General features: G+C 70.2%; 22 protein-coding genes. 19 read left to right on the top strand and 3 right to left on the bottom strand.

All coding sequences use genetic code 11. The annotated features are described in order from the left end of the window. The 6 genes from ABZ297_RS37875 to pssA form a co-directional block, all read left to right on the top strand. A partial coding sequence (locus ABZ297_RS37875) for a hypothetical protein (RefSeq protein ID WP_355356569.1) occupies nucleotides 1–665 on the top strand: 665 nt, incomplete at its 5' end. Between the two features lie 96 nt (nucleotides 666–761). Further along, nucleotides 762–2,411, top strand: a complete 1,650-nt coding sequence (locus ABZ297_RS37870; RefSeq protein ID WP_355356567.1) for a lipid II flippase MurJ — start codon at nucleotides 762–764, stop codon at nucleotides 2,409–2,411. Between the two features lie 85 nt (nucleotides 2,412–2,496). Next, nucleotides 2,497–3,603 carry a glycosyltransferase family 4 protein gene (locus ABZ297_RS37865; RefSeq protein WP_355356565.1) on the top strand — a complete coding sequence of 369 codons (1,107 nt, stop codon included), beginning with the start codon at nucleotides 2,497–2,499 and terminating at the stop codon, nucleotides 3,601–3,603. Nucleotides 3,604–3,777: 174 nt separating this feature from the next. After that, nucleotides 3,778–4,764: a TerC family protein gene (locus ABZ297_RS37860; RefSeq protein WP_355356563.1), complete on the top strand. Its 987-nt coding sequence runs from the start codon at nucleotides 3,778–3,780 to the stop codon at nucleotides 4,762–4,764. A gap of 107 nt (nucleotides 4,765–4,871) precedes the next feature. After that, nucleotides 4,872–5,516: a phosphatidylserine decarboxylase gene (locus ABZ297_RS37855; protein ID WP_355356561.1), complete on the top strand. Its 645-nt coding sequence runs from the start codon at nucleotides 4,872–4,874 to the stop codon at nucleotides 5,514–5,516. After that, on the top strand, nucleotides 5,503–6,324 hold the full coding sequence (pssA, locus tag ABZ297_RS37850) for a CDP-diacylglycerol--serine O-phosphatidyltransferase (protein WP_355356559.1): 822 nt from the start codon (nucleotides 5,503–5,505) through the stop codon (nucleotides 6,322–6,324). The genes ABZ297_RS37855 and pssA overlap by 14 nt, the downstream gene beginning before the upstream one ends. Before the next feature lie 138 nt (nucleotides 6,325–6,462). Here pssA and ABZ297_RS37845 read toward each other — a convergent pair whose 3' ends face one another. Then, nucleotides 6,463–7,119 (bottom strand): MBL fold metallo-hydrolase, encoded by a 657-nt coding sequence (locus ABZ297_RS37845; protein WP_355356557.1) that lies wholly within the window; start codon nucleotides 7,117–7,119, stop codon nucleotides 6,463–6,465. Beyond that, nucleotides 7,116–7,892 carry a maleylpyruvate isomerase family mycothiol-dependent enzyme gene (locus tag ABZ297_RS37840; RefSeq protein ID WP_355356555.1) on the bottom strand — a complete coding sequence of 259 codons (777 nt, stop codon included), beginning with the start codon at nucleotides 7,890–7,892 and terminating at the stop codon, nucleotides 7,116–7,118. Before ABZ297_RS37840 ends, ABZ297_RS37845 begins: the two co-directional genes overlap by 4 nt. A 218-nt stretch (nucleotides 7,893–8,110) precedes the next feature. Between ABZ297_RS37840 and uvrA the strand changes: the two genes are divergently transcribed. The 8 genes from uvrA (at nucleotide 8,111) to whiA (ending at nucleotide 18,242) form a co-directional block, all read left to right on the top strand. Next, a complete protein-coding gene (gene uvrA / locus ABZ297_RS37835; RefSeq protein ID WP_350810303.1) occupies nucleotides 8,111–10,951 on the top strand; it encodes an excinuclease ABC subunit UvrA in 2,841 nt (946 codons plus the stop codon). Between the two features lie 394 nt (nucleotides 10,952–11,345). After that, complete coding sequence (locus ABZ297_RS37830; RefSeq protein WP_355356553.1) at nucleotides 11,346–11,753, top strand: Rieske 2Fe-2S domain-containing protein; 408 nt, start codon at nucleotides 11,346–11,348, stop codon at nucleotides 11,751–11,753. A 104-nt stretch (nucleotides 11,754–11,857) separates the two neighbouring features. Beyond that, nucleotides 11,858–12,310 carry a Rieske (2Fe-2S) protein gene (locus ABZ297_RS37825; protein WP_355356551.1) on the top strand — a complete coding sequence of 151 codons (453 nt, stop codon included), beginning with the start codon at nucleotides 11,858–11,860 and terminating at the stop codon, nucleotides 12,308–12,310. 43 nt (nucleotides 12,311–12,353) lie between these two features. Further along, nucleotides 12,354–12,791 (top strand): Rieske (2Fe-2S) protein, encoded by a 438-nt coding sequence (locus ABZ297_RS37820; RefSeq protein ID WP_355356549.1) that lies wholly within the window; start codon nucleotides 12,354–12,356, stop codon nucleotides 12,789–12,791. A 261-nt stretch (nucleotides 12,792–13,052) separates the two neighbouring features. Next, nucleotides 13,053–14,954, top strand: a complete 1,902-nt coding sequence (gene uvrC, locus ABZ297_RS37815) for an excinuclease ABC subunit UvrC (protein ID WP_355356573.1) — start codon at nucleotides 13,053–13,055, stop codon at nucleotides 14,952–14,954. Nucleotides 14,955–15,301: 347 nt separating this feature from the next. Further along, nucleotides 15,302–16,168: an RNase adapter RapZ gene (gene rapZ / locus ABZ297_RS37810; RefSeq protein WP_355356547.1), complete on the top strand. Its 867-nt coding sequence runs from the start codon at nucleotides 15,302–15,304 to the stop codon at nucleotides 16,166–16,168. 104 nt (nucleotides 16,169–16,272) lie between these two features. Continuing rightward, nucleotides 16,273–17,190: a uridine diphosphate-N-acetylglucosamine-binding protein YvcK gene (gene yvcK / locus ABZ297_RS37805; protein ID WP_355356571.1), complete on the top strand. Its 918-nt coding sequence runs from the start codon at nucleotides 16,273–16,275 to the stop codon at nucleotides 17,188–17,190. 71 nt (nucleotides 17,191–17,261) lie between these two features. Beyond that, nucleotides 17,262–18,242: a DNA-binding protein WhiA gene (whiA, locus tag ABZ297_RS37800; RefSeq protein ID WP_138670245.1), complete on the top strand. Its 981-nt coding sequence runs from the start codon at nucleotides 17,262–17,264 to the stop codon at nucleotides 18,240–18,242. A gap of 347 nt (nucleotides 18,243–18,589) precedes the next feature. Here the strand turns inward: whiA and ABZ297_RS37795 are convergent, their stop codons facing one another. Then, entirely contained in the window at nucleotides 18,590–19,198 is a 609-nt protein-coding gene (locus tag ABZ297_RS37795; RefSeq protein ID WP_355356545.1) for a hypothetical protein, read from the bottom strand. A 184-nt stretch (nucleotides 19,199–19,382) separates the two neighbouring features. Here ABZ297_RS37795 and gap point away from each other — a divergent pair, with 184 nt between their 5' ends. The 5 genes from gap to ABZ297_RS37770 all read left to right on the top strand — a co-directional run bounded on the left by gap (nucleotide 19,383) and on the right by ABZ297_RS37770 (nucleotide 23,097). Further along, complete coding sequence (gene gap, locus ABZ297_RS37790) at nucleotides 19,383–20,387, top strand: type I glyceraldehyde-3-phosphate dehydrogenase (RefSeq protein WP_355356543.1); 1,005 nt, start codon at nucleotides 19,383–19,385, stop codon at nucleotides 20,385–20,387. After that, entirely contained in the window at nucleotides 20,387–21,574 is a 1,188-nt protein-coding gene (locus ABZ297_RS37785) for a phosphoglycerate kinase (RefSeq protein WP_355356541.1), read from the top strand. The genes gap and ABZ297_RS37785 overlap by 1 nt, the downstream gene beginning before the upstream one ends. Continuing rightward, nucleotides 21,571–22,353 carry a triose-phosphate isomerase gene (tpiA, locus tag ABZ297_RS37780; RefSeq protein WP_355356539.1) on the top strand — a complete coding sequence of 261 codons (783 nt, stop codon included), beginning with the start codon at nucleotides 21,571–21,573 and terminating at the stop codon, nucleotides 22,351–22,353. Before ABZ297_RS37785 ends, tpiA begins: the two co-directional genes overlap by 4 nt. Before the next feature lie 99 nt (nucleotides 22,354–22,452). Next, on the top strand, nucleotides 22,453–22,683 hold the full coding sequence (gene secG, locus ABZ297_RS37775) for a preprotein translocase subunit SecG (RefSeq protein ID WP_350810314.1): 231 nt from the start codon (nucleotides 22,453–22,455) through the stop codon (nucleotides 22,681–22,683). Between the two features lie 69 nt (nucleotides 22,684–22,752). Next, the gene (locus ABZ297_RS37770; RefSeq protein ID WP_355356537.1) at nucleotides 22,753–23,097 is read left to right on the top strand and encodes an RNA polymerase-binding protein RbpA; all 345 of its coding nucleotides are present in this window, start codon (nucleotides 22,753–22,755) and stop codon (nucleotides 23,095–23,097) included. Nucleotides 23,098–23,200 lie beyond the last annotated feature (103 nt).

The raw sequence follows: 23,200 nt of genomic DNA, 5'->3' as shown, positions 1-23,200 counted from the left end.
CGGCCGCGCTGGCACCCGGCCTGCCGGTCCGCGCCCGGCTGGCGGCGCTGCTCGCCGGGGTCGGCAGCGGCGCGCTCGGCGCCTACGACGACCTGTACGGCACCACCTCGTCCAAGGGGTTCAAGGGCCACCTGACGGCGCTGGCCCGAGGCGAGGTCACCAGCGGCGCGGTCAAGATTCTCGGCATCGGGGCCACCGGGCTCGGCGCCGCCGCGCTGGTCTCGGAGGGGCCGGTCGACACGCTGGTCAACGGTGCGGTCGTGGCGGGCAGCGCCAACCTGGCGAACCTGTTCGACCTGCGTCCCGGCCGGGCGATCAAGGTGGGGCTGCTCGCGGGAGGGCCGCTGCTGGCGGCGTCCGTCCTGCGCGACCAGCCGGTGTCGGCCGCGCTTGCGGCCGTTCCGCTGGGCGCCGCCGCGGCGCTGCTGCCCGACGATCTCGGCGAGCGGGCCATGCTCGGCGACGCGGGCGCCAACGCCCTGGGAGCGCTGCTCGGCCTGGCCGCGGTCACCCGGCTGCGACGTCCGGGCAGGCTCGTGCTGCTCGGCACCGTCGCCGCGCTGACCGCCGCGTCGGAGAAGGTGAGCTTCACCAAGGTCATCGCCGGCAACAAGGTGCTCAACAGCCTGGACATGCTGGGCCGACGTCCCGTCGATCCCGCCTGACCCGGGAAGCGGCCCGGGCGCGACTGTCGGTGCGGGCTGGCAGGATGTGACCGTGACCGAGACCGAGACCGTGTACGAGGGCGCCGGATGGGTGTCATGACGTCGCGGCTCGCCCGGGGGGTCGCGGGCGGCGCGCTGCTCATCGGCGCGATCACGGTGCTCGCCCGCGTCACGGGGTTCGCCAAGCAGTACGCCCTCGCCCAGACCGTCGGCACCAACTGCCTGAGCACCGCTTACTTCACTGCCAACCAGATCCCCAACATCATCTTCGAGGTCGTCGTCGGCGGCGCTCTGGCCGGGATGGTCGTGCCGGTCCTGGCAGGCTCCGACGGCGAGCCGGGCGCGCGGGCACGGGCGGGGAGGATCAGCTCGGCGCTGCTGACCTGGGTGGTGGTCGTGCTCGTCCCGCTGGGGGCGCTCACGGCGCTGCTCGCGGGGCCGATCACCGGCCTGTTCTTCGGCGACGCGATCAAGGGGTGCGACGTCGGCGCGGTCAGCGCGGCCGCCACCCGCATGCTGGTGGTGTTCGCCCCCCAGATCCCGCTGTACGGCGTCGCCGTCGTCCTGTACGGGGTGCTGCAGTCGCACAAGCGCTTCGCCGGGCCGGCGCTCGCCCCGCTGGTGTCCAGCATCGTGGTCATCGTGGCCTACCTGCTGTTCGTCCCGCTCAGCCACGGCGTGACCGACCCTGCCAAGGTGCCGGGCGCCGCCGAGCTGGCGCTGTCGGTCGGCACCAGCCTGGGCGTGCTGGCCCTCGTGCTCACCGTGCTCGGCCCGGTAGCCGGGCTGGGCCTGCGCTGGCGGCCCACGCTGCGCTTCCCCGAGGGCGTGGCGGCGCAGGTGCGCAGGCTGGCCCTGGCCGGGGTTGTCGCGCTCCTCGCGCAGCAGGCCGCCATGATCGTGGTGGTGGTGCTGTCGAACTACGAGATCGGCGGCGGGGCGATCGCCGTGTACAACTACGCGTGGGCGATCTACCTGGTGCCGTACGCGGTGCTGGCCGTGCCGATCGCCACCAGCGCCTTTCCCCGGCTGGCCGCGCGCGCGGGCGAGCAGGAGCCGTTCGCGGCGCTGGCGGCGAGCACCACGCGGGCGGTGGTGCTCGTGTCGGGGCTGGCCGCCGGGGTGCTCGCCGCCGCGTCCGGGCCCGGCGCGGTGGTGTTCCTGAGCTTCAAGACGGACGATCCCGCGCTTGTACTCGGCCTGGCCAGGGCGATCGCGCTGTTCGCGCCCGGGTTGATCGGCTACGGGCTCGTCGCCCACCTGAGCCGGGTGCTGTACGCGGCGGGGCACGGCAGGGCCGCCGCCACGGGCACGGTGGCGGGGTGGGGCGTCGTGATGATCGCCCAGGTCGTCTTCGTGCCGGCCTTTCCCGCCGACTGGAAGATCGCCGGCCTGGCGCTGGGCATGACGGTGGGCATGACCGTCGGCGGCGGCCTGCTGCTGGTCTCGGTGGTGCGGACGCGGGGGCGCGCAGCGGTCGCCGGGCTGGGGCGGGCCACGTTCGCCGCCGTGGCGGGCGGGGCGGCCGGATACGTGGCGGGGGCGGCCGTCGCGGGCTGGCTCGACGCGCGCGGCGTCTGGCCCAACGTGCTGGCAACCGCGGTGGCGGCGCTCGTGGCACTGGTGGCAGGGGGCCTGGTCGTCGCGCTGGCGGACGGCGCCGACACCCGCGAGGTGGCAGGGCCGCTCATCCGGGGCAGAACGGCCGACCGGCACCCAGCGGACGAGCCCGCTGACGGTCGCTGACGGCAGGGCGCCGAAGGGCGCTGACGGCAGGGCGCCGAAGGGCGATCGCGGCCCGCGAGGATCGGGCTGAGAGGGAGGAGAGGTCGTGCGGGTGGCATTCGTGCTGGGCACCACGTCGGGCGGCACCGGGCGGCACGTTCGGATGCTGGTCGAAGGGCTGGTCCGGCGCGGGCACCAGGTGCTGGTGGCCGGGCCGCGCAGCGTCGAGGAGCAGTTCTCGTTCGCTTCCGCCGGTGGCCGGTTCGTCGAGATCGCCGTCTCCGACCGTCCGCACCCGCTCAACGACCTGCGCGCGGTGCTGGCGATCCGGCGCCTGATCCGCGACGCGGACATTGTGCACGCCCACGGTCACCGGGCGGGCGCGCTCGCCGCCCTGGCTTGCGGGCCGCGGCTCACCCGGCGCACGCGCGGTGGGCGGGCGCTGGTCGTCACGTTGCACAACGCGCTCACCGCAGGCGGGCTGATCGGGTTCGTCCACGGGGTGCTGGAGCGGATCGTCGCGTGGCGGGCCGATCACGTGCTGGTCGTCTCGCCCGATCTCGGTGCGCGGATGCGCGAGCTCGGCGCCCGCGACGTGCGGCCTGCCGTGGTCGCCGCGCCCCTGCTCAGGCCCGCCAAGCGGGCCGCGGCCGAGGTGCGGGCCGAACTGGGGGCGAGGGGGCGGCCCGTCCTGCTGACGGTGGCCCGGCTGGCCCAGCAGAAGGGGCTCGAGAGCCTGCTCGACGCGGCCCGCGGGCCATGGCAGGGCGAGACGCCGCTGTTCGTGGTCGCGGGGGAGGGGCCGGCGCGTCCGTACCTGGAACGCCGGATCGAGGACGAACGGCTGCCCGTGCTGCTGCTCGGCAACCGCGACGACGTCCCCGACCTGCTCGCCGCCGCCACCGCAGTCGTCTGGCCGAGCCGGTGGGAGGGGCAGCCGCTCAGCCTCAGCGAGACCCTCAAGGCCGGGAGGCCGGTGATCGCGACGGCCGTCGGCGGCGTCCCCGACCTGCTGGGCGGAGCGGGCGTGCTCGTCCCGTACGGCGACGCCGAGGCGCTGCGCGCCGCCGTGCGGGAGATGGTGGGCGGCGCCGGGGTGGCGGAGAGGCTGGCGGAGGCGTCGGCGCGGCGCGGCACGGAACTGCCCGGGGCCGACGAGGCGGTGGAGAGCGTGCTCAATGTTTACGACGTCAATAGCCGACTGCGCGATTAGGCGGGGCTTACGGGTTCTCGTATACTGCGGGGGTTAGGGAGGGGAGTATCCCTTCGCGGCAGCCTCGTCATCACGGTGTAGCCCCACTCCACGGGGCCCCCGGGGCTGCCGGTCCGCGTGTTCGGCGGGCGGGAGAGACCTCCGGCAGTCAGTCGTGCATGCCGGAGGTTTGATATGAGCGTCCCTATGTGGGCCTGGATCGCCGTGATCGGCGGTCTTCTTGTTGTTCTCGCCATCGACCTCTGGATCGTGGACCGTGGCGAGGCCCGAGAGTTCTCCATGCGGCAGGCCGGATACTGGGTCACGTTCTACGTCATCCTGGCCGCCATCTTCGGCGCGGTGCTCTGGGCCACCTCCGGGCCCGACAAAGCCGGCGAGTTCTTCGCCGGCTACATCACTGAATACAGCTTGAGCGTCGATAATCTGTTCATCTTCTTCATCATCATGAGCAGATTCGCGGTGCCAAGGGCGTACCAACACAAGGTGTTGCTCGTCGGAATCCTGCTCGCACTGGTCATGCGCGGCATCTTCATCGCCCTCGGCGCCGCCGCGCTTGAGCGGTTCAGCTGGCTGTTCTACGTGTTCGGCGCTTTCCTCGTCTACACGGCGATCAATCTGGTCCGCCAGCACCTCAAGGGCGAGGAAGAGGAGTTCAACGAGAACATCCTGCTCAGGTGGGTGCGCAAGGCGTTCCCCACCACTGACGGGTATGTCGGCTCCAAAGTCACCGTGAAGGTCGACGGGCGGCGCATGGTCACCCCCATGCTGATCGTGATGGTCGCCATCGGCACCACCGACCTGCTGTTCGCGCTCGACTCCATCCCGGCCATCTTCGGGCTCACCAAGGACCCGTTCGTCGTCTTCACCGCGAACGCCTTTGCCCTGATGGGGCTGCGTCAGCTCTACTTCCTCCTGGGTGGGCTGCTTCAGCGTTTGGTCTACATCAGCTATGGCTTGGCGTTCATCCTGGGGTTCATCGGGGTTAAGCTGATTATGGAAGCCTTGCACGCCAGCGAGGTCTCCTGGGCGCCCGAAGTCCCGATCTGGGTGTCGCTCACGGTCATCGGCGTCACCATGGTCACCACCACTGTGGCCAGCCTGATCAAGGCCCGCATTGACGCGCGCGAGGGCGAGGAAACCACCCAGAGCAGGGCTAGCTAAACGGCTGTCGAGGCGCTTTGCTTGTGTAGTTGCGTCGTGTAATAGTTACGGATTCTTCTGTAACATCACGGCAAAGCGCCTTGTCCAGTCACCACCAAAGGTTGTTCGTGTCAGACGATTCTGCTAAGAAGGGCCGCCGCGTGCGGCTCGCGCGCGGGGTCTCCCCGTGGCTCCTCCCGACCGTCGCCGCCGCGGCGGCAACCGCGTTCCTGACGCGCCGGGACCGGCGCTGGGCGCTCGCGGCCGTGCCGCTGAGCGCGCTGACCGGTGGCATGCTCTGGTTCTTCCGCGACCCCGACCGCACGCCTGGCGAGGGCCGCGTCCTGTCGCCCGCCGACGGCGTGGTGCAGAGCATCGACCCCTGGCCGGACGGCCGCACCCGGGTGGCGATCTTCATGAGCCCGCTGAACGTGCACGTCAACAGGGCCCCCCTTGCGGGAAATGTCGCATCCGTGCAGCATGTGGCGGGTGGCTTCCTGCCGGCTTTCAACAAGGACAGCGACCAGAACGAACGTGTGGTGTGGCATTTCGAGACCGCGCTCGGCGACATCGAGATGGTGCAGATCGCGGGCGCGGTGGCGCGCCGGATCGTGCCGTATCTGAGCTCGGGGGCCAAGGTCGCGCAGACCGAGCGGATCGGCCTCATCAGGTTCGGCTCCAGGGTCGACATCTACCTTCCCGAAGGGATCTCGCCCGCGGTCTCCGTGGGGGAGAAGACGGTTGCGGGGGTGACCAGAATTGACCGCGGCTGACGCTGGCGGCTGGCAGGCGGATGAAGAAGAACCACGCGGTCCGGTCGGTAAGGCGTTCCGCCTGTCCGCTGCCGACTCTCTCTCGCTGGGCAACGCCATCTGCGGGTTCCTCGCGGTGTGCGTCCTGGCCTCATCGGCGATCCAGTCGCTCAGGGCGGGTACCAACTTCACCCCGGCGCCGAGCTACTTCGCGACCGCCGTGGTGCTGCTGCTGATCGGCGCCACCTGCGACCTGTTCGACGGCCTGGTCGCGCGGCGCTTCCGCGCCTCCGCGATGGGCGCGGAGCTCGACAACCTCGCCGACGTGATCAGCTTCGGGTTCGCGCCCGCGTTCATGGTCGTGATCTGGGGTGGTTTCACCGACAAGGTGCCGTTCCCCGCGGTGGTCACAGCCGCGGCGGCGGTGCTGGTCGCGGGCGTCGTGCGGCTGGCCAGGTTCGCCTGTGTCAAGACCAAGAGCGGCGACTTCATGGGCCTGCCCATCCCGATGGGCGCCATGACCGTCATCTCGATCGTGCTGCTGTTCCAGCCCAGCATCTGGTCCCTGCTCGCGGTGCTGGGCGTGGCCTGGCTGATGGTCAGCCGTATCGAGTACCCCAAGCCGAAGGGGCAGCTCGCCGCGGTCGTCCTCGGGTGGATCATGGTGAACGTGGCGTTCCTCACCTTCTGGGTCGCCTGGCCCGAGGGCGGCGACCTGCCGATCAAGATCGGCGCGACCATGCAGATCGCGCTCGTGGCCGCGATCCCGCTGCGGGTGCTCTTCTACAAGCGCGAGCAGCGCAGGGAAGCCGAGCGCATCCACGGCTAAGGGCGATTTTTCGTCTCTATTCGGTTTTGATGGAGGCATGTCAGCCCCGCGTGAGCACACCCGCACGTACTTCCTCGACTGACCCCCGCCTGCCGAAGGGCGGGCGGGGTCGTCACGGAGTGTCGGCGCGGCCGGGGGTCACCAGCCTCTGGCGCGCCATTCCCCCAGGTACGGACGCTCGGCGCGCAGCGTGGTGTCCTTGCCGTGGCCCGGATACACCCAGGTCTCGTCGGGCAGCCGGTCGAAGATCCGCTCGACCACGTCCGTGTAGAGCTGGGTGAAGCGCTCGGGGTCCTTCCGCGTGTTGCCCACGCCGCCGGGGAAGAGCGAGTCGCCCGTGAACAGGTGCTGCTCGGCGCCTCCGCCGTCGTAGAGCAGCGCGATCGAGCCGGGCGTGTGGCCGCGCAGGTGGATGACCTCCAGCGTGACCGTTCCCACGGCGATCCGGTCGCCGTGCTCCACCGTGCGGTCGACCGGGACCGGCAGCGCGGGCGCGTCGAGCGGGTGCGCAAGCGCCTGGGCGCCGGTCACCTTGACCACCTGTTCGAGCGCCTGCCAGTGGTCGCCGTGCTGGTGGGTGGTGACGATCGAGCTGAGCGGCCGGTCGGCGACCAGGGCCAGCAGCCTGTCGGCGTCGGCTGCCGCGTCGATGAGCAGCCCGTCGCCGGTCTCGACGCAGTGCAGCAGGTAGGCGTTGTTGTCGTACGGCCCGACGGCCAGCTTGTTGATCGTCAGCCTGGGCAGCTCACGGACGTCGGCGGGACCGCCGACCTGGACGTCACCGGTGTAGGTCATGGGTAGTCCTCTGGGGGCGTCGCGGGCAGGTCAGCGGGGGCGGGCATAATCAGCCACGGTGGCGGCGCCGGGAGGGCCGCGGGGCCCGGTGTCATCGTCCGCCCCTCGGGCACCAGCCTAATCCCCTCGCCGCCGGATCTTCCTGTCAGCCAGGCGAGCATGTCGGCCGGAGCGCCCTCGACCGATGGGCCGTCCTCGCCGACCTTCCACTCCGTTGCGGGCAGCCGGAAGCTCCTGATCGGGCTGCTCTCACGTGGCCAGGTGGCCGCGCAGTCGTGCAGCTCCCGCAGGACGAACGCTTCGGGCCAGTCGGAGGGGCCGTAGCCCGCGCCGAGGTCCACGTGGTGCATGCCCACTTCGCGCAGCCGCCGGACCAGGCAGTACCAGGCGGGGTGGTCCGGCGGGCGCATGCCGGCCACCGAGGCCTGCCACGCCTGCTCGGGCAGGTCGCGGACGGCCGCGTCCAGACGGGCGGCGCTGTCACGCAGGTCTGCCAGGTGTTCGGCGGCGGAACGGGCCGCCTGGGCCTCGATCTCGGCCTCCCTGGACCGGGCCGTCGGGTACTGAGGAGTCTTGACGCCGGTCTTCGCCCAGGTCAGCAGGCGGATGTGGCTGTCGGCGTTCCTGGCGACGTGGGCGAGCACGTGGCCCCTGCTCCAGCCGGGCAGGCGGGAGGGGGCGGCGACGTCGTCGTCGGACAGGCGCGCCGCGGTGGCCAGCAGCCGGTCGGTCGCCGCGGCCAGTTCGGCCTGCAGCGCGGGAAGGACTGTCATATCGCGATATTTCACCATCCTGGGTCGCGGGGCGGAGGCGGGGCATAAAACGGCAGGTCACGAGGTTCACAGGTAAAGGCCTCCTGCCTGGGTGGGAGTAGGCCGTAACCTGGGAGGGACGGATTTTCGGGGGCAGGAACGCGTGCCGCCGAAATTGTCGGAGCCCCCGTCTACCATCCCCCGTGGACCTATCCGCCTTTTCGACATCCGGGATTGCCGTGGCAGACCGCCTGATCGTGCGTGGTGCACGAGAGCACAACCTCAAGGACGTCTCGCTGGACCTACCGCGAGACTCGCTGATCGTCTTCACCGGCCTGTCCGGCTCGGGCAAGTCGAGCCTGGCCTTCGACACGATCTTCGCCGAGGGGCAGCGTCGCTACGTCGAGTCCCTGTCCGCGTACGCCCGTCAGTTCCTCGGCCAGATGGACAAACCCGACGTCGACTTCATCGAGGGCCTGTCACCCGCGGTGTCGATCGATCAGAAGGCCACCAGCAAGAACCCCCGCTCCACGGTCGGCACGATCACGGAGGTCTACGACTACCTGCGGCTGCTGTGGGCGCGCATCGGCAAGCCGCACTGCCCCGTGTGCGCCCGCCCGATCGCCAGGCAGACCCCGCAGCAGATCGTCGACCGGGTGATGGATCTCGACGAGGGCACCCGGTTCCAGGTCCTGGCCCCCGTCATCAGGGGTCGCAAGGGTGAGTACGCCGAGCTCTTCCGTGAGCTGCAGACCAAGGGCTTCGCCAGGGCCAGGGTCGACGGCACGGTGGTGCGCCTGGAGGAGCCGCCGACGCTGAAGAAGTACGAGAAGCACGACATCGAGGTCATCGTCGACCGCCTGTCGGTCAAGGAGTCGGCGCGGCGCAGGCTCACCGACTCGGTCGAGACCGCGCTGCAGCTGTCCGGCGGCACCATCACGCTGGAGTTCGTCGACCTGCCTGAAGACGACCCCGGCCGCGAGCGGTTCTACTCCGAGCACCTCTACTGCCCCTACGACGACCTGTCGTTCGAGGAGCTGGAGCCGCGCTCGTTCTCGTTCAACTCGCCGTTCGGCGCCTGCCCCGAGTGCACCGGCCTCGGCACCAAGATGGAGGTCGACCCCGACCTCGTCGTCCCCGACCCCGAGCGGGCTCTCGGCGAGGGCGCGCTGCATCCCTGGTCGGGCGGGCACACGAGCGAGTACTTCGTCAGGCTGATCGAGGCGCTGGGCCACGCCATGGGCTTCACCCTCGACACGCCGTGGGAGAAGCTGGCCAGGAAGGCGCAGAAGGCGCTGCTGTACGGCCACGACGAGCAGGTCCACGTCCGCTACAGCAACCGCTACGGCCGCCAGCGCTCCTACTACACCACCTACGAGGGTGTCATCGCGTGGGTGCAGCGCAGGCACGCCGAAGCCGAGAGCGACTCGACCCGCGAGCGGTTCGAGGGCTACATGCGCGAGATCCCCTGCCCCGCCTGCAAGGGGGCCAGGCTCAAGCCGGTCACCCTGGCCGTCACGGTCGCCGACAAGTCGATCGCCGACGTCGCCGCCATGTCGATCGGCGAGTGCGCGAAGTTCCTGGCCGCGCTCAAGTTGTCCGACCGCGACATGCAGATCGCCGAGCGGGTGGTCAAGGAGATCAACGCCCGCATGGGCTTCCTGCTCGACGTCGGCCTCGACTACCTGACCATGGACCGAGCCGCCGCGACCCTGGCGGGCGGCGAGGCACAGCGCATCAGGCTGGCCACCCAGATCGGGTCCGGCCTGGTCGGCGTGCTGTACGTGCTCGACGAGCCGTCGATCGGCCTGCACCAGCGCGACAACATGCGGCTGCTCGACACGCTGATCAGGCTGCGTGACATGGGCAACACGCTGATCGTGGTCGAGCACGACGAGGACACCATCGCCGCCGCCGACTGGGTGGTCGACATCGGCCCCGGTGCGGGCGAGCACGGCGGTCAGGTCGTCGTCTCGGGCACCGTCCAGGAGTTGCTGGCCAGCGAGGAGTCGATGACCGGGCAGTACCTGTCCGGGCGCCGGAGCATCCCGATCCCCGCCAAGCGTCGCAAGCGCGACAGGAAGCGGCAGATCACCGTTAAGGGCGCGCGCGAGCACAACCTCAAGGGCGTCGACATCGACTTCCCGCTCGGCGTGTTCACCGCCGTCACCGGCGTGTCGGGGTCTGGCAAGTCCACGCTGGTCAACGACATCCTCTACAACGCGCTGGCCAAGGAGCTCAACGGCGCGCGCACGGTGCCGGGGCGCCACTCCCGCATCAACGGGATCGACCTGGTCGATAAGGTGGTCCACGTCGACCAGTCGCCGATCGGCCGCACCCCGCGGTCCAACCCGGCCACCTACACCGGCGTGTTCGACCACATCCGCAAGCTGTTCGCGGCCACCACCGAGGCGAAGGTCCGCGGCTACCAGCCCGGGCGGTTCAGCTTCAACGTCAAGGGCGGGCGCTGCGAGGCGTGCGCGGGCGACGGCACGATCAAGATCGAGATGAACTTCCTGCCGGACGTGTACGTCCCGTGTGAGGTCTGCCACGGCGCCCGCTACAACCGCGAGACGCTGGAGGTCCACTACAAGGGCCGGACGATCTCCGAGGTCCTCGACATGCCGATCGAGGAGGCGCTGGGCTTCTTCGACGCGATCCCCGCGATCAAGCGGCACCTGCAGACCCTGCACGACGTCGGCCTCGGGTACGTGCGGCTCGGGCAGCCCGCCACCACGCTCTCCGGCGGCGAGGCGCAGCGCGTCAAGCTCGCCTCCGAACTGCAGCGACGGCAGACCGGCCGGACGATCTATGTCCTCGACGAGCCGACCACCGGCCTGCACTTCGAGGACATCCGCAGGCTGCTCGGCGTGCTCGGCAGGCTGGTCGACGGCGGCAACACGGTGATCGTCATCGAGCACAACCTCGACGTCATCAAGACCTCCGACTGGGTCATCGACATGGGGCCCGAGGGCGGCTCCCGGGGCGGCACCCTGGTCGCCGCCGGAACCCCCGAGGACGTGGCCCTGGTCGACGACAGCCACACCGGGCGGTTCCTGCGCAAGATCCTGGAGCTCTGACACACCGGCGCCCTGATCCCCGTCCGGGAATCAGGGCGTCGCCGATCAGGTGAGGGCGAAGCTGCGCACCATCCAGCGGTGGTGGTCCACGAAGCGGCGCTGCCTGGCCATCCGCCACCGGGCGAACGACACCGCCACCACGGCCAGCAGCGCCACCCAGGGACGCCGCCGCCAGCGCCGGCGAGAGCGTGCGTGCGCGGACGACTGCGGCCTGGCGTGGCAGCAGTCATGCCCGCAGCCTGGACGCCGTCACTGACCGCTCACCTACCACCCGCTGACGGGACCGACGGGTGCCGCCAATAAGGTGAAGGAACGGTAACGGCCTGGCCCGCACACGGTCAGGGACGACGGGGAAGGGTCGGGGAAAGTGACGGTAACGGAGCGGGGCTTCACTATGCCCGGAATCGGCCGGCGCGAGGCGCTGGGGGCGGCCGGGGTCGCGGCGTGCGGTCTGGCCCTCGCCGGTTGCGGCGCGTCGGGTGAGGGGCAGGCGGCAGCGGTCCCCGGTATCAAGGGGCAGGTCATCGCCAAGACGGCCGATGTGCCGGTGGGCGGCGGCGTGGTCGTGCAGAAGTGGAAGATCGTGGTCACCCAGCCCACGGAAGGCGTCTACAAGGCGTACAGCGCGGTCTGCACCCACCGCGGCTGCGCGGTCGGCTCGCCCAAGGAGGGCGTCATGACCTGCCCGTGCCACGGCAGCGAGTTCTCCGCCGCCGACGGCAAGGCTTTGAAGGGCCCGGCGTCCGCGCCGCTGACGGCCTACCAGGTGAAGGTCGAGGGCGACGGCATCGTCGTGGTCTGAACCGGTAATTGTGCGTGGTCCCGGGTTTGGCCTACGGAACGCTGAACCGGTGCGGCGGCACCGGCCGTACCTGTAGTGAGAGTCGAGACCTGGGAGGACGCACCATGACAGAAGCGACGCGCCGGGCGGTGGTGCTCGGAGCCGGAGGCACCGGGCTGGCGGCTGTGCTCACCGCGTGCTCGGGCTACGGCACGGCGACGACTCAGGCGAGCCAGGAGCCCGCAGCAGACGAGCCGTCGTCCGCGGCGCCGAAGAAGAAGGCGAAGGGGGCCAAGGCGCTCGCCGAGACCGCCGACATCCCCAAGGGCGGCGGGAAGGTCTTCGAGAGCGAGAAGGTGGTCGTCACCCAGCCCACCGACGGTGAGTTCAAGGCGTTCACCGCGATCTGCACCCATCAGGGGTGCACGGTCGCAAGCGTCTCGAACGGGACGATCAACTGCCCGTGCCACGGCAGCAAGTTCAAGATCGCGGACGGCTCCGTGGCCAACGGGCCCGCCTCCGAGCCGCTCGCGGAGAAGAAGATCAAGGTCGCGGACGGCAAGATCTCCCTGGCTTAGCGGTCTTCATCAATTTTTCACCTGCGTACGCTTGGGTGGTCCCATGGGAGATGACCTTCAGAGCCGCAGAGCGGTGATCGCGGGCGTGGGTGTGGGTGGCCTGACGCTGGCGCTGACCGCCTGTGGCGGCAGCAGCGACAGCTCGGCCAGCGCCCAGCCCTCGGCCAACGCCGCAGAGTCCGGCGCGCCGGCGGGTGGCGGGCTGGGCAAGACCTCCGACATCCCCGTCGGCGGCGGAACCGTGTTCAAGGACCAGAAGGTCGTGGTGACGCAGCCCAAGTCGGGCGAGTTCAAGGCGTTCACCGCGATCTGCACGCACCAGGGGTGCACGGTCGCAAACGTCTCGAACGGGACGATCAACTGCCCGTGCCACGGCAGCAAGTTCAACATCGCCGACGGCTCGGTGGCCAACGGGCCCGCGAAGCAGCCGCTCGCGGAGAAGCAGATCAAGGTGGAGGGCGACCAGATCACGCCCGCCTGACCCGTGGCCCGGCCGTGCGGGCCGGTCGCGTCGCAGGCGGCCGCCGTGTGGACCGGCCGCGGTGCGGCCGGGACGGGCGGCGGCCGACCTGTCTGCGGGTTGGTCGGTGGGGCGGTTGCTCCGCAGGGTTTGGTCGGTGAGACAGTTGCTCCGCAGGGTTGGTCGGGGGGACGGCTTGCTCGCAGGGTTGGGTGGTCGGCGGGTCAGCTTGTCGGTGCGGCCTATTAGGCTTTGGGCGTGGCGAGATCAGCGGGCAGTCCCTTGAGCTTCCGGCCCAGACCGGGGTCGATTCCCGAGTCCCCGGGGGTCTACCGGTTCCGCGACTTGCACGGTCGCGTGATCTACGTCGGCAAGGCCAAGAGCCTGCGCCAGCGGCTGAACTCCTACTTCGCCGACTTCTCCGCGCTGCACCCGCGCACCCAGTCGATGCTGACCACGGCCGCCGACGTCGACTGGACGGTCGTCGGCACCGAGGTCGAGGCGCTCCAGCTGGAGTACTCCTGGATCAAGGAGTACGACCCGCGCTTCAACGTCAAGTACCGCGACGACAAGTCCTACCCGTACCTCGCCGTCACCATGGGCGAGGACTTCCCGCGTGTCCAGGTCATGCGCGGCGCCAAGCGGAAGGGCACGCGCTACTTCGGGCCCTACTCCCACGCGTGGGCCATCCGCGAGACCGTCGACCTGCTGCTGCGCGTCTTCCCCGTCCGCACGTGCAGCGCGGGCGTGTTCAAGCGGGCAGGGCAGATCGGCCGTCCCTGCCTGCTCGGCTACATCGACAAATGCTCGGCGCCGTGCGTCGGCCGGGTCACCCCCGAAGAGCACCGGGCGCTCGCTGAGGACTTCTGCGACTTCATGGCGGGCAACACCAGCCGCTTCATCAAGCGGCTGGAAAAGGAGATGCGCGAGGCCGCTAGCGAGCAGGAGTACGAGCGAGCCGCCAGGCTCCGCGACGACATCCAGGCGCTCCAGCGGGCGCTGGAGAAGCAGGCCGTGGTGCTCGGCGAGGGCACCGACGCCGACGTGATCGCGCTGGCCGAAGACCCGCTCGAGGCCGCCGTCCAGGTCTTCTACGTGCGCGGCGGGCGTATCCGCGGGCAGCGCGGCTGGGTGGTCGACAAGGTCGAGGAGACCACGCCGGGCGAGCTCGTCGAGCAGTTCCTGCTGCAGATGTACGGCGAGGCCGGGCCCGAGTCGATGCCCCGCGAGGTGCTCGTGCCCGCGCTGCCGCCCGACACCGAGGCCGTCGCCGAACTGCTGTCCGAGCAGCGCCAGGCCCGGGTCGAGGTGCGGGTGCCGCAGCGCGGCGACAAGAGGTCGCTGATGGAGACCGTCGAGCGCAACGCCAAGGAGTCGCTCGCGCAGCACAAGATCCGCCGTGCCAGCGACCTGACCACCCGCAGCAAGGCGCTCCAGGAGATCGCCGACGCCCTCGACCTCGACCAGGCGCCGCTGCGCATCGAGTGCTACGACGTCTCCCACCTGCAGGGCGAGAACGTGGTGGCCTCGATGGTGGTCTTCGAGGACGGCCTGGCCCGCAAGAGCGAGTACCGCCGCTTCGCCGTCAAGACCAAGGAAGGCGACGTCGCCTCGATCCACGAGGTCATCACCCGGCGCTTCCGGCGCTACCTGGAGGAACGCTCGGCCACCGGCGAGCTGGCCCCCGACGACGACGCCCACGGGCCCATCGACCCCGAGACGGGCAAGCCGCGCAAGTTCGCCTACCCGCCCAACCTGGTCGTGGTCGACGGCGCCGGCCCTCAGGCGGCCGCCGCCCAGCGGGCGCTCGACGAACTCGGCATCGACGACGTCTCCGTGTGCGGGCTGGCCAAGCGGCTGGAAGAGGTGTGGCTGCCGGGCGATGACCAGCCGGTGATCATGCCTCGTTCAAGTGAAGGCCTCTACCTGCTGCAACGGGTGAGGGATGAGGCGCACAGGTTCGCCATCACCTACCATCGTTCGAAGAGGTCCAAGACCGTGAAGGAGAGCGCGCTCGACAGCGTGCCCGGCCTCGGCCCGGCGCGCAGGCAGGCGCTGCTCAAGCACTTCGGCTCCGTGAAGAAGTTGCGAGAGGCCACCGCCGCCGAGATCTGTGAGGTCCAGGGCATCGGTCCGTCGATCGCCGAGGTGATCGTGTCCACGCTGAAGGGGGAGTCACCGTGAAGATCCCGAAAGGGAGCGCCGGTGTCGGAGCCGTGGAACGTAGGGGGCGGAGCGTCTTGAGTGACGAGGGAAGGCGCCAGATTTCAGCGACCGAGCCGCCGAACGGAGTGAGGCAATGAGCTCGCGAGGAAGCGCTGGCGTCTGGACTGAGGAGCGGTGGGAGCGCAGCGACCTGAGTGACGAGGGAAGGCGCCAGATTTCAGCGACCGAGCCGCCGAACGGAGTGAGGCAATGAGCTCGCGAGGAAGCGCTGGCGTCTGGACTGAGGAGCGGTGGGAGCGCAGCGACCTGAGTGACGAGGGAAGGCGCCAGATTTCAGCGACCGAGCCGCCGAACGGAGTGAGGCAATGAGCACGGAGCCGGCGTTCGTCATCGTCACCGGCATGTCGGGGGCCGGGCGCAGCACCGCGGCCAAGGCGCTCGAGGACCTGGGCTGGTTCGTCATCGACAACCTGCCGCCCGGCCTGCTGTTCGCCATGGCCGAGGAGGCGGGCAGGGTCAAGCTGGCGGCCGACAAGGTGGCCGCCGTCGTCGACGTGCGGAGCCTGGCCTTCACCACCGACCTGAACGCCGCGATCGAGGAGCTGGAGGGGCGCGGCGTGCGGGTGCGCGTGGTGTTCCTCGAGGCCAGCGACGAGGAGCTGGTGCGGCGCTTCGAGAACGTCCGCCGTCCGCACCCGCTGCAGGGCGAGGGCAGGCTGGTCGACGGCATCACCCGCGAGCGCGGCATCCTGCGCGAGGTGCGAGCCAACGCCGACCTTGTCATCGACACCTCCTCGCTCAACGTGCACGAGCTCCGCAACAAGATCGTCGCTTACTTCGGCGGGGAGGACCGGCCGGGGCTGCGGCTGAACGTGGTGTCGTTCGGCTTCAAGTACGGCCTCCCGGTCGACGCCGACCTGGTGGTCGACTGCCGCTTCCTGCCGAACCCGCACTGGGTGCCCGAACTGCGGCCGATGAACGGGCTGGAGGCGCCTGTGCGCGAGTACGTCCTGGGCCAGCCGGGCGCCAAGGAGTTCCTCGACGCGTACGAGGAGGTCCTGCAGGTGGTGGCCGCCGGGTACGCGCGCGAGGGCAAGAGCTACGCGACGCTGGCCGTGGGGTGCACGGGCGGTAAGCACCGCAGCGTCGCCATGGCCGAGCAGGTCGCCGCCAGGCTGCGTGACCGCGGTATGGAGGTCCAGGTTAGTCATCGGGATGTGGGCCGGGAGTGACCGATGAGCACGAAGACCCAGGCGACGCGTGTCCGGTAAAGGTCTCCGGCGGGGTGGTGGCCGCCGAGGCGGCTCGGGCGGCCCGGTGGGCGCGCGGGCCGCGGGTGGTGGCGCTCGGCGGCGGGCACGGGCTGCACGCGTCGCTGTCGGCTCTGCGTTCGGTCACTGACGCGCTGACCGCCATCGTGACCGTGGCCGACGACGGCGGGTCCAGCGGACGGTTGCGACGCGAGCTGGGCGTCCTGCCTCCCGGCGACCTGCGGATGGCGCTGGCCGCGCTGTGCGGCGACGACGAGTGGGGCAGCACCTGGAGCGAGGTCGTCCAGCATCGGTTCAGGAGCGAAGGCGAGCTGCACGGGCACGCGGTCGGCAACCTGCTGATCGTGGCGTTGTGGGAGCTGCTCGGCGACCCGGTGGCGGGCCTCGACTGGGTGGGTCGGCTGCTCGGGGCGCAGGGGCGGGTCCTGCCGATGGCGTCCGTGCCGCTCGACATCGTGGCCGAGGTGGAGCTCGACGGTGTCACCTCGACCGTGCGCGGGCAGGTGGCGTGCGCGCTGACTCCCGGGCGGGTGCAGGCCATCTCACTGGTGCCGGAGGATCCGCCCGCGCGGCCCGAGGCCGTGGAAGCCGTGCTCGACGCCGACTGGCTGGTGTTCGGGCCGGGGTCGTGGTTCACCAGCGTGCTGCCGCATCTGAAGGTGCCCGAGCTGGCCAGGGCGCTGCACGCGTCCCGTGCCAGGCGGCTCGTGACGCTGAACCTCGCGCCGCAGCCCGGCGAGACGGACGACTTCTCCCCGCAGCAGCACCTGGAGGTGCTCAGGCAGCACGCCCCCGACTTTTCGGTAGATGTCATCCTTGCCGACACCGGCGTGGTGGACGACCGCGACGCCTTGGAGAAGGCCGCCACGGCGATCGGCGGACGGCTGGTCATGGCGGACGTGGCCGCCCGCGACGGGTCCCCCAGGCATGACCCACGACGTCTTGCCTTCGTCCTGGACGAGATTTTCCTCCAGAAGCGTTGATCCTGGTCGGCGTGGCGCAAAGGTGCGAGAGACTGCTGAGAGCCGGTCTGAATGGGGGAGGACTAACGCTTATGGCGATGACGGGTGTGGTGAAGGACGAGCTGAGCCGACTGCCCGTGCTCAAGCCCTGCTGCCGCAAGGCGGAGGTGTCCACGCTGCTGCGGTTCGCGAGCGGCCTGCACCTCGTGGGCGGGCGCATCGTGATCGAGGCCGAGCTCGACACCAATGCGACCGCACGACGGTTGATCAAGGACATCGGCGAGGTGTTCGGCCACAAGGCGGAGGTCCTCGTCCTGGCGCCGGCCGGGCTGCGTAAGGGGTCGCGGTACGTCGTGCGCGTCTACCGTGACGGCGAGGCACTCGCCCGCCAGACGGGCCTGATCGACAACCACGGGCGGCCCGTGCGCGGCCTGCCTCGTCAGGTGGTGGCGGGGGCCGCCTGCGACGCCGAAGCCGCCTGGCGCGGCGCGTTCCTGGCCCACGGCTCGCTGACCGAGCCGGGGCGGTCGATGTCGCTGGAGGTGACCTGCCCGGGGCCCGAAGCGGCGCTGGCGCTGGTCGGCTCCGCGCGGCGGCTCAAGATCCACGCCAAGGCCCGCGAGGTGCGCGGCGTCGACCGCGTCGTGGTCCGCGACGGCGACGCGATCAGCGCCCTGCTCACCCGGCTTGGCGCGCACGACAGCGTCCTGGCCTGGGAGGAGCGGCGGATGCGCCGCGAGGTGCGGGCCACCGCGAACCGGCTGGCCAACTTCGACGACGCCAACCTGCGCAGGTCCGCGCGGGCCGCCGTCGCGGCCGGGGCGCGGGTGCAGCGGGCGCTGGAGATCCTCGGGGACGAGGCGCCCGACCATCTGGTGGTCGCCGGGCGGCTGCGCGTGGAGCACAAGCAGGCGTCTCTGGAAGAACTGGGGCAGATCGCCGACCCGCCGCTGACCAAGGACGCCATCGCCGGACGCATCCGGCGGTTGCTCGCCATGGCCGACAAGCGGGCCTCCGACCTGGGCATCCCCAACACCGAGGCCAACCTCACCGTGGACATGCTCGCCCCCTGACCGGCCTCCGTGTCGGTGTGTGCGCCGTTCTGGCGGCACGCGCGGGATGCCTGGCCTGGCCGCCTGCCTGGCTGGGGTGTCCGGCGTGGCCGTCTGCCGGGTTGATGCGTACGTTCCTGTACGGCAGGCGGGCTGGGCGCGCACTCGCCGACGTGGGCGGGTGTCTGTCATGGCCGGTCGTGAAGGCTCACGGGGTGCTCGCCGTGACGCATCGCGTCCTTGGCCGGGTTCCGTGGATGCGGCCGGCCGCCGTCCGGTCGCGCCGGGGCCCGCCGTCGCGCTGCTCGCCGACCCGGCGCCCCGGCCCCCGAACACCGCGTCGAACACCGCGTCGGCGGTGTCGCTGGCTACTGCTGGGGGGTTCTCGGGGTGAAGAGGTCGGTGGTCGGGCGGTTGGGAGTCGGCGCGTTGAGGGGCTCGAAGGGGGCCCGGTACTCCGGCTCGGCGGGTTCCTCGTCTGGAGCCGGCTCCTCGAGCTTGGTACGGCGGCGCAGGCGCAGGACGCGCAGCAACGTGAGGAGGAAGGCCGGGCAGGCGGCGAGCGCGAGCATCAGCCAGAAGCGCGACGAGGTCTTCAGAACGCTCCAGAAGACCGAGGCCTCGGCCGTGACGACGCGCCGGAACTCGTCCGCCGTGGCCATCGGGCCGCCCGTGTCCAGGGCCGAGGCGACGAATGTGCCGAGGAAGCCCAGGAGCAGCGACGCGCAGGCGTACAGGGCCGCCGCGAAGGGAAGGACGAGACTTCTGGGGCGCACCGCCCACAGCGCGAAGCCGACGACGAGACCCAACGCGAGGCTGATCAGGCCGCCGAGCGGCACGCCGTCGCCGAACTGGCGGACCTCCAGCGGCAGACGCGCACTGAAGTAGATCGCCGCGCCGAACCCCGCCGCGCCCAGTAGCGTCGCGAAGAAGCCGATGATCAGGCCTGCGAGCAGGCCGGATCGCTGTTGTGACATCTCAGCCCCCAGAGAATGTCGGGATTTACTCCGATGAGTCGGGCACTTTACTCGAACCGCACAAATTATGCCCTCGGAATGGGGATACGCTGGGCGGGGGCTGGCGTGGTCTAAACCAATTTAGGTCCGATAGTGTTCGGGGTGAGGTTTCAGCCCGCCATCACGTACGAGGAGATCGGTAACCGTGAGCATCCGCGTAGGCGTCAACGGCTTCGGCCGCATCGGTCGCAACTTCTGGCGTGCGGTCGCCGCCAGTGGCAAGGACATCGAGATCGTGGCGGTCAACGACCTGACCGACAACGCGACGCTCGCGCACCTGCTGAAGTACGACAGCATCCTCGGCCGCCTGCCGTACGAGGTGAAGGCCTCCACCGACGAGATCACCGTCGACGGTAAGGCGATCAAGGTCTTCGCGGAGCGCGACCCCGGCAAGCTGCCGTGGGGCGACCTCGGTGTCGACGTGGTGGTCGAGTCGACGGGCCTGTTCACCGACGCCGCCAAGGCCAGGGTGCACGCCGAGAACGGCGCCAAGAAGGTCATCATCTCGGCCCCGGCGAAGAACGAGGACGTCACGATCGTGATGGGCGTCAACCACGACGCCTACGACCCGGCCAGCCACACGATCATCTCCAACGCGTCCTGCACCACCAACTGCCTGGCCCCGATGGCGAAGGTCCTGCACGACACCTTCACCATCGAGAAGGGCCTGATGACCACCATCCACGCCTACACCCAGGACCAGAACCTGCAGGACGGCCCGCACAAGGACCTGCGCCGCGCCCGCGCCGCCGCGCTCAATGTGGTGCCCACCTCCACCGGCGCCGCCAAGGCGATCGGCCTGGTCCTGCCCGAGCTCAAGGGCAAGCTCGACGGCTTCGCGATGCGCGTGCCGATCCCCACCGGCTCGGCCACCGACCTCACGATCGACGTCAGCCGCGACGTCACGGTCGAGGAGGTCAACGCCGCGGTCAAGGCAGCCGCCGAGGGCCCGCTCAAGGGCATCCTGACCTACACCGAGGACGAGATCGTCTCCTCCGACATCGTCACCGACCCGGCCTCCTGCATCTTCGACGCCGGCCTGACCAAGGTCATCGGCAACCAGGTGAAGGTCGTCGGCTGGTACGACAACGAGTGGGGTTACTCCAACCGCCTCGCCGACCTGATCCAGCTGGTGGGCGCAGACCTCTGATGCGCACGATCGACGATCTCGACGTGAAGGGCCGGCGCGTGCTCGTGCGCGCCGACCTCAACGTCCCACTCGACGGTGAGACGATCACCGACGACGGGCGCATCAGGGCGTCCGTGCCCACGATCAAGGCCCTGACCGGCAGGGGCGCGAAGGTCATCGTCTGCGCGCACCTGGGGCGTCCGAAGGGCGAGGTGAACCCCAAGTACTCGCTCCGGCCGGTGGCCAGGAGGCTGGGCGAGCTGCTCGAGGCCGATGTGGCCTTCGCCGAGGACGTCGTCGGGCCGAGCGCCCAGGGCACGGCGGAGTCGCTCCAGGAGGGCCAGGTCGCCCTGCTGGAGAACCTGCGGTTCGAGCCGGGCGAGGAGTCCAAGGACGACGCCGCCCGCCGCGCGTTCGCCGAGAAGCTGGCCGGGCTCGCCGAGCTGTACGTGGGCGACGGCTTCGGCGCCGTGCACCGCAAGCACGCCAGCGTCTACGACGTCCCCGAGCTGCTGCCGCACGCGGCGGGCGGGCTGGTCGTGGCCGAGGTCGAGGTGCTGCGGAAGCTGACGGCGGGCGCCGAGCGGCCCTACGTGGTCGTGCTCGGCGGCGCCAAGGTCTCCGACAAGCTGGGCGTCATCGCCAACCTGCTGACCAAGGTCGACCGGCTGCTGATCGGCGGCGGCATGGCCTACACCTTCCTCAAGGCCCAGGGCCACGAGGTGGGCAACTCGCTGCTCCAGGAGGACCAGCTCGACCAGGTGCGCGGCTTCCTCAACGAGGCCGCCAAGCGCGGCGTCGAGCTCGTCCTGCCCGTCGACGTGCTGGCGGCCACCCACTTCGCCGCCGACGCGCCGTACGAGGTGGTCGAGGCCACCGCCATCCCGGCCGACCGCGAGGGGCTCGACCTCGGCCCGCGCAGCCGCGAGCTGTTCGCCACCAAGCTGGCCGACGCCCGCACGGTCTTCTGGAACGGGCCCATGGGTGTGTTCGAGTTCGAGGCGTTCTCCGGCGGCACTCGGGCGGTGGCGGAGGCGCTGATCGCCTCCGACGCCTTCACCGTGGTCGGCGGCGGCGACTCGGCGGCGGCCGTACGACAGCTCGGCCTGCCTGAAGACGGGTTCTCGCACATTTCCACCGGTGGCGGGGCGAGCCTCGAGTATCTCGAGGGCAAGCCCCTGCCCGGACTCGCCGCCCTGGAGGGGTGACCGTGAGGAAGCCGCTCATCGCCGGCAACTGGAAGATGAACCTCAACCACCTTGAGGCGATCGCGCTGGTCCAGAAGCTGGCCTTCGCGCTCAACGACAAGGACTTCGACAAGGTGGAGGTCGCGGTCCTGCCGCCGTACACCGACCTGCGCAGCGTGCAGACGCTGGTCGACGGCGACAAGCTGCGCATCGAGTACGGTGCCCAGGACCTCTCCCAGCACGACGCCGGGGCTTACACCGGCGACATCTCCGGCATCCTGCTGGCCAAGCTGGGCTGCACGTTCGTGGTGATCGGGCACTCGGAGCGGCGGCAGTACCACCACGAGGACGACGACCTGGTCAACGCCAAGGTGCAGGCCGCCTACCGGCACTCGATCACGCCGATCCTGTGCGTGGGCGAGGGGCTGGCGGTGCGGCAGGCGGGCGAGCACGTGGCCCACACGGTGGCACAGCTCGAGGCGGCGTTGCGCAAGGTGCCGTCCGAGCAGGCACAATCGATAGTGGTGGCCTACGAACCGGTGTGGGCGATCGGCACCGGCGAGGTGGCCACCCCCGAGGACGCCCAGGAGGTGTGCAGTGCGTTGCGTGAGCGACTCGCGGTGCTGTACGACTCCGAAGTGGCCTCGGCGATCCGTATCCTTTACGGTGGCTCGGTCAAGTCAGGCAACATCGCCGGGATCATGGCTCAGCCCGATGTCGACGGCGCGCTCGTGGGCGGTGCCAGCATCGACGCCGGGGAGTTCGTCAAGATCTGTCGGTTTTCCGAGATGTCTGGCTAACTGAGCGGTTCAGGGGGTGCGATTTGACAGCAGGCCGTACCCTCAAGAAGCAAGTTTGAATCGTCACGCGTAACAGAGCACTGAAGGAACAGGCATACCGTGGAAATCGGCATCTCCATCGCCCTCATCCTGGCGAGCGCGCTCATGATCCTGCTCGTCCTGCTCCACAAGGGCAAGGGTGGCGGCCTGTCTGACATGTTCGGCGGCGGTTTCTCGTCGAACTTCGGTGGTTCCTCCGTGGTGGAACGCAACCTCGACCGCCTGACCATCATCACCGGTGCGGTGTGGTTCGTCTGCATCATCGCTCTGGGCCTGCTCCTGAGGCCCTGAGCACAAATCGACGCGTGACAGTGATTCTCCCCCCGTGTCTCGCGGGGCGATCGAGCGAGGAGTTCATCCGTGGGTAGTGGCAACGCGATCCGTGGCAGCCGAGTCGGCGCCGGCCCGATGGGGGAGGCCGAGCGTGGCGAGGCGGCTCCGAGAGTGCGGGTCTCGTTCTGGTGCGCCAACATGCATGAGACGCGCCCCAGCTTCGCCAGCGACGCGGCGATCCCCGAGATGTGGGACTGCCCACGCTGCGGCCTTCCAGCCGGCCAGGACGAGCAGGCTCCGCCTGCGCCGCCCAAGAACGAGCCGTACAAGACGCACCTGGCGTATGTGAAGGAGCGCAGGAGCGACAAGGACGGCAAGGCCATCCTCGAGGAAGCACTGGAGCGCCTGCGTAACAACAAGTCCCCCTGGTGATCCGATCCTGAACGGCGGCTCCCCGCACCTGGCTCCGGGGGCGGCCCCGTCGGGCTGAAGGGGGGGGGGGTCGCGGGCGCGCGTCCCGCCACCGGCGGGGTGG

The organism is Nonomuraea sp. NPDC005983 (genome assembly GCF_040614375.1).
Taxonomy (GTDB): domain Bacteria; phylum Actinomycetota; class Actinomycetes; order Streptosporangiales; family Streptosporangiaceae; genus Nonomuraea.
Note: the sequence above shows the minus strand (reverse complement) of the source record. Positions and strands in the feature narration are given on the sequence as shown.

Coding starts and splice junctions, on each gene's coding strand:
- ABZ297_RS37840 (WP_355356555.1), bottom strand. CDS start 7,892: ATGACAGTCCTTCCCGCGCTGCAGGCCGAACTGGCCGCGGCGACCGAC.
- rapZ (WP_355356547.1), top strand. CDS start 15,302: ATGAGCACGGAGCCGGCGTTCGTCATCGTCACCGGCATGTCGGGGGCC.
- whiA (WP_138670245.1), top strand. CDS start 17,262: ATGGCGATGACGGGTGTGGTGAAGGACGAGCTGAGCCGACTGCCCGTG.
- ABZ297_RS37825 (WP_355356551.1), top strand. CDS start 11,858: ATGACAGAAGCGACGCGCCGGGCGGTGGTGCTCGGAGCCGGAGGCACC.
- ABZ297_RS37785 (WP_355356541.1), top strand. CDS start 20,387: ATGCGCACGATCGACGATCTCGACGTGAAGGGCCGGCGCGTGCTCGTG.
- ABZ297_RS37830 (WP_355356553.1), top strand. CDS start 11,346: ATGCCCGGAATCGGCCGGCGCGAGGCGCTGGGGGCGGCCGGGGTCGCG.
- ABZ297_RS37860 (WP_355356563.1), top strand. CDS start 3,778: ATGAGCGTCCCTATGTGGGCCTGGATCGCCGTGATCGGCGGTCTTCTT.
- ABZ297_RS37820 (WP_355356549.1), top strand. CDS start 12,354: ATGGGAGATGACCTTCAGAGCCGCAGAGCGGTGATCGCGGGCGTGGGT.
- ABZ297_RS37795 (WP_355356545.1), bottom strand. CDS start 19,198: ATGTCACAACAGCGATCCGGCCTGCTCGCAGGCCTGATCATCGGCTTC.
- ABZ297_RS37845 (WP_355356557.1), bottom strand. CDS start 7,119: ATGACCTACACCGGTGACGTCCAGGTCGGCGGTCCCGCCGACGTCCGT.
- ABZ297_RS37870 (WP_355356567.1), top strand. CDS start 762: ATGACGTCGCGGCTCGCCCGGGGGGTCGCGGGCGGCGCGCTGCTCATC.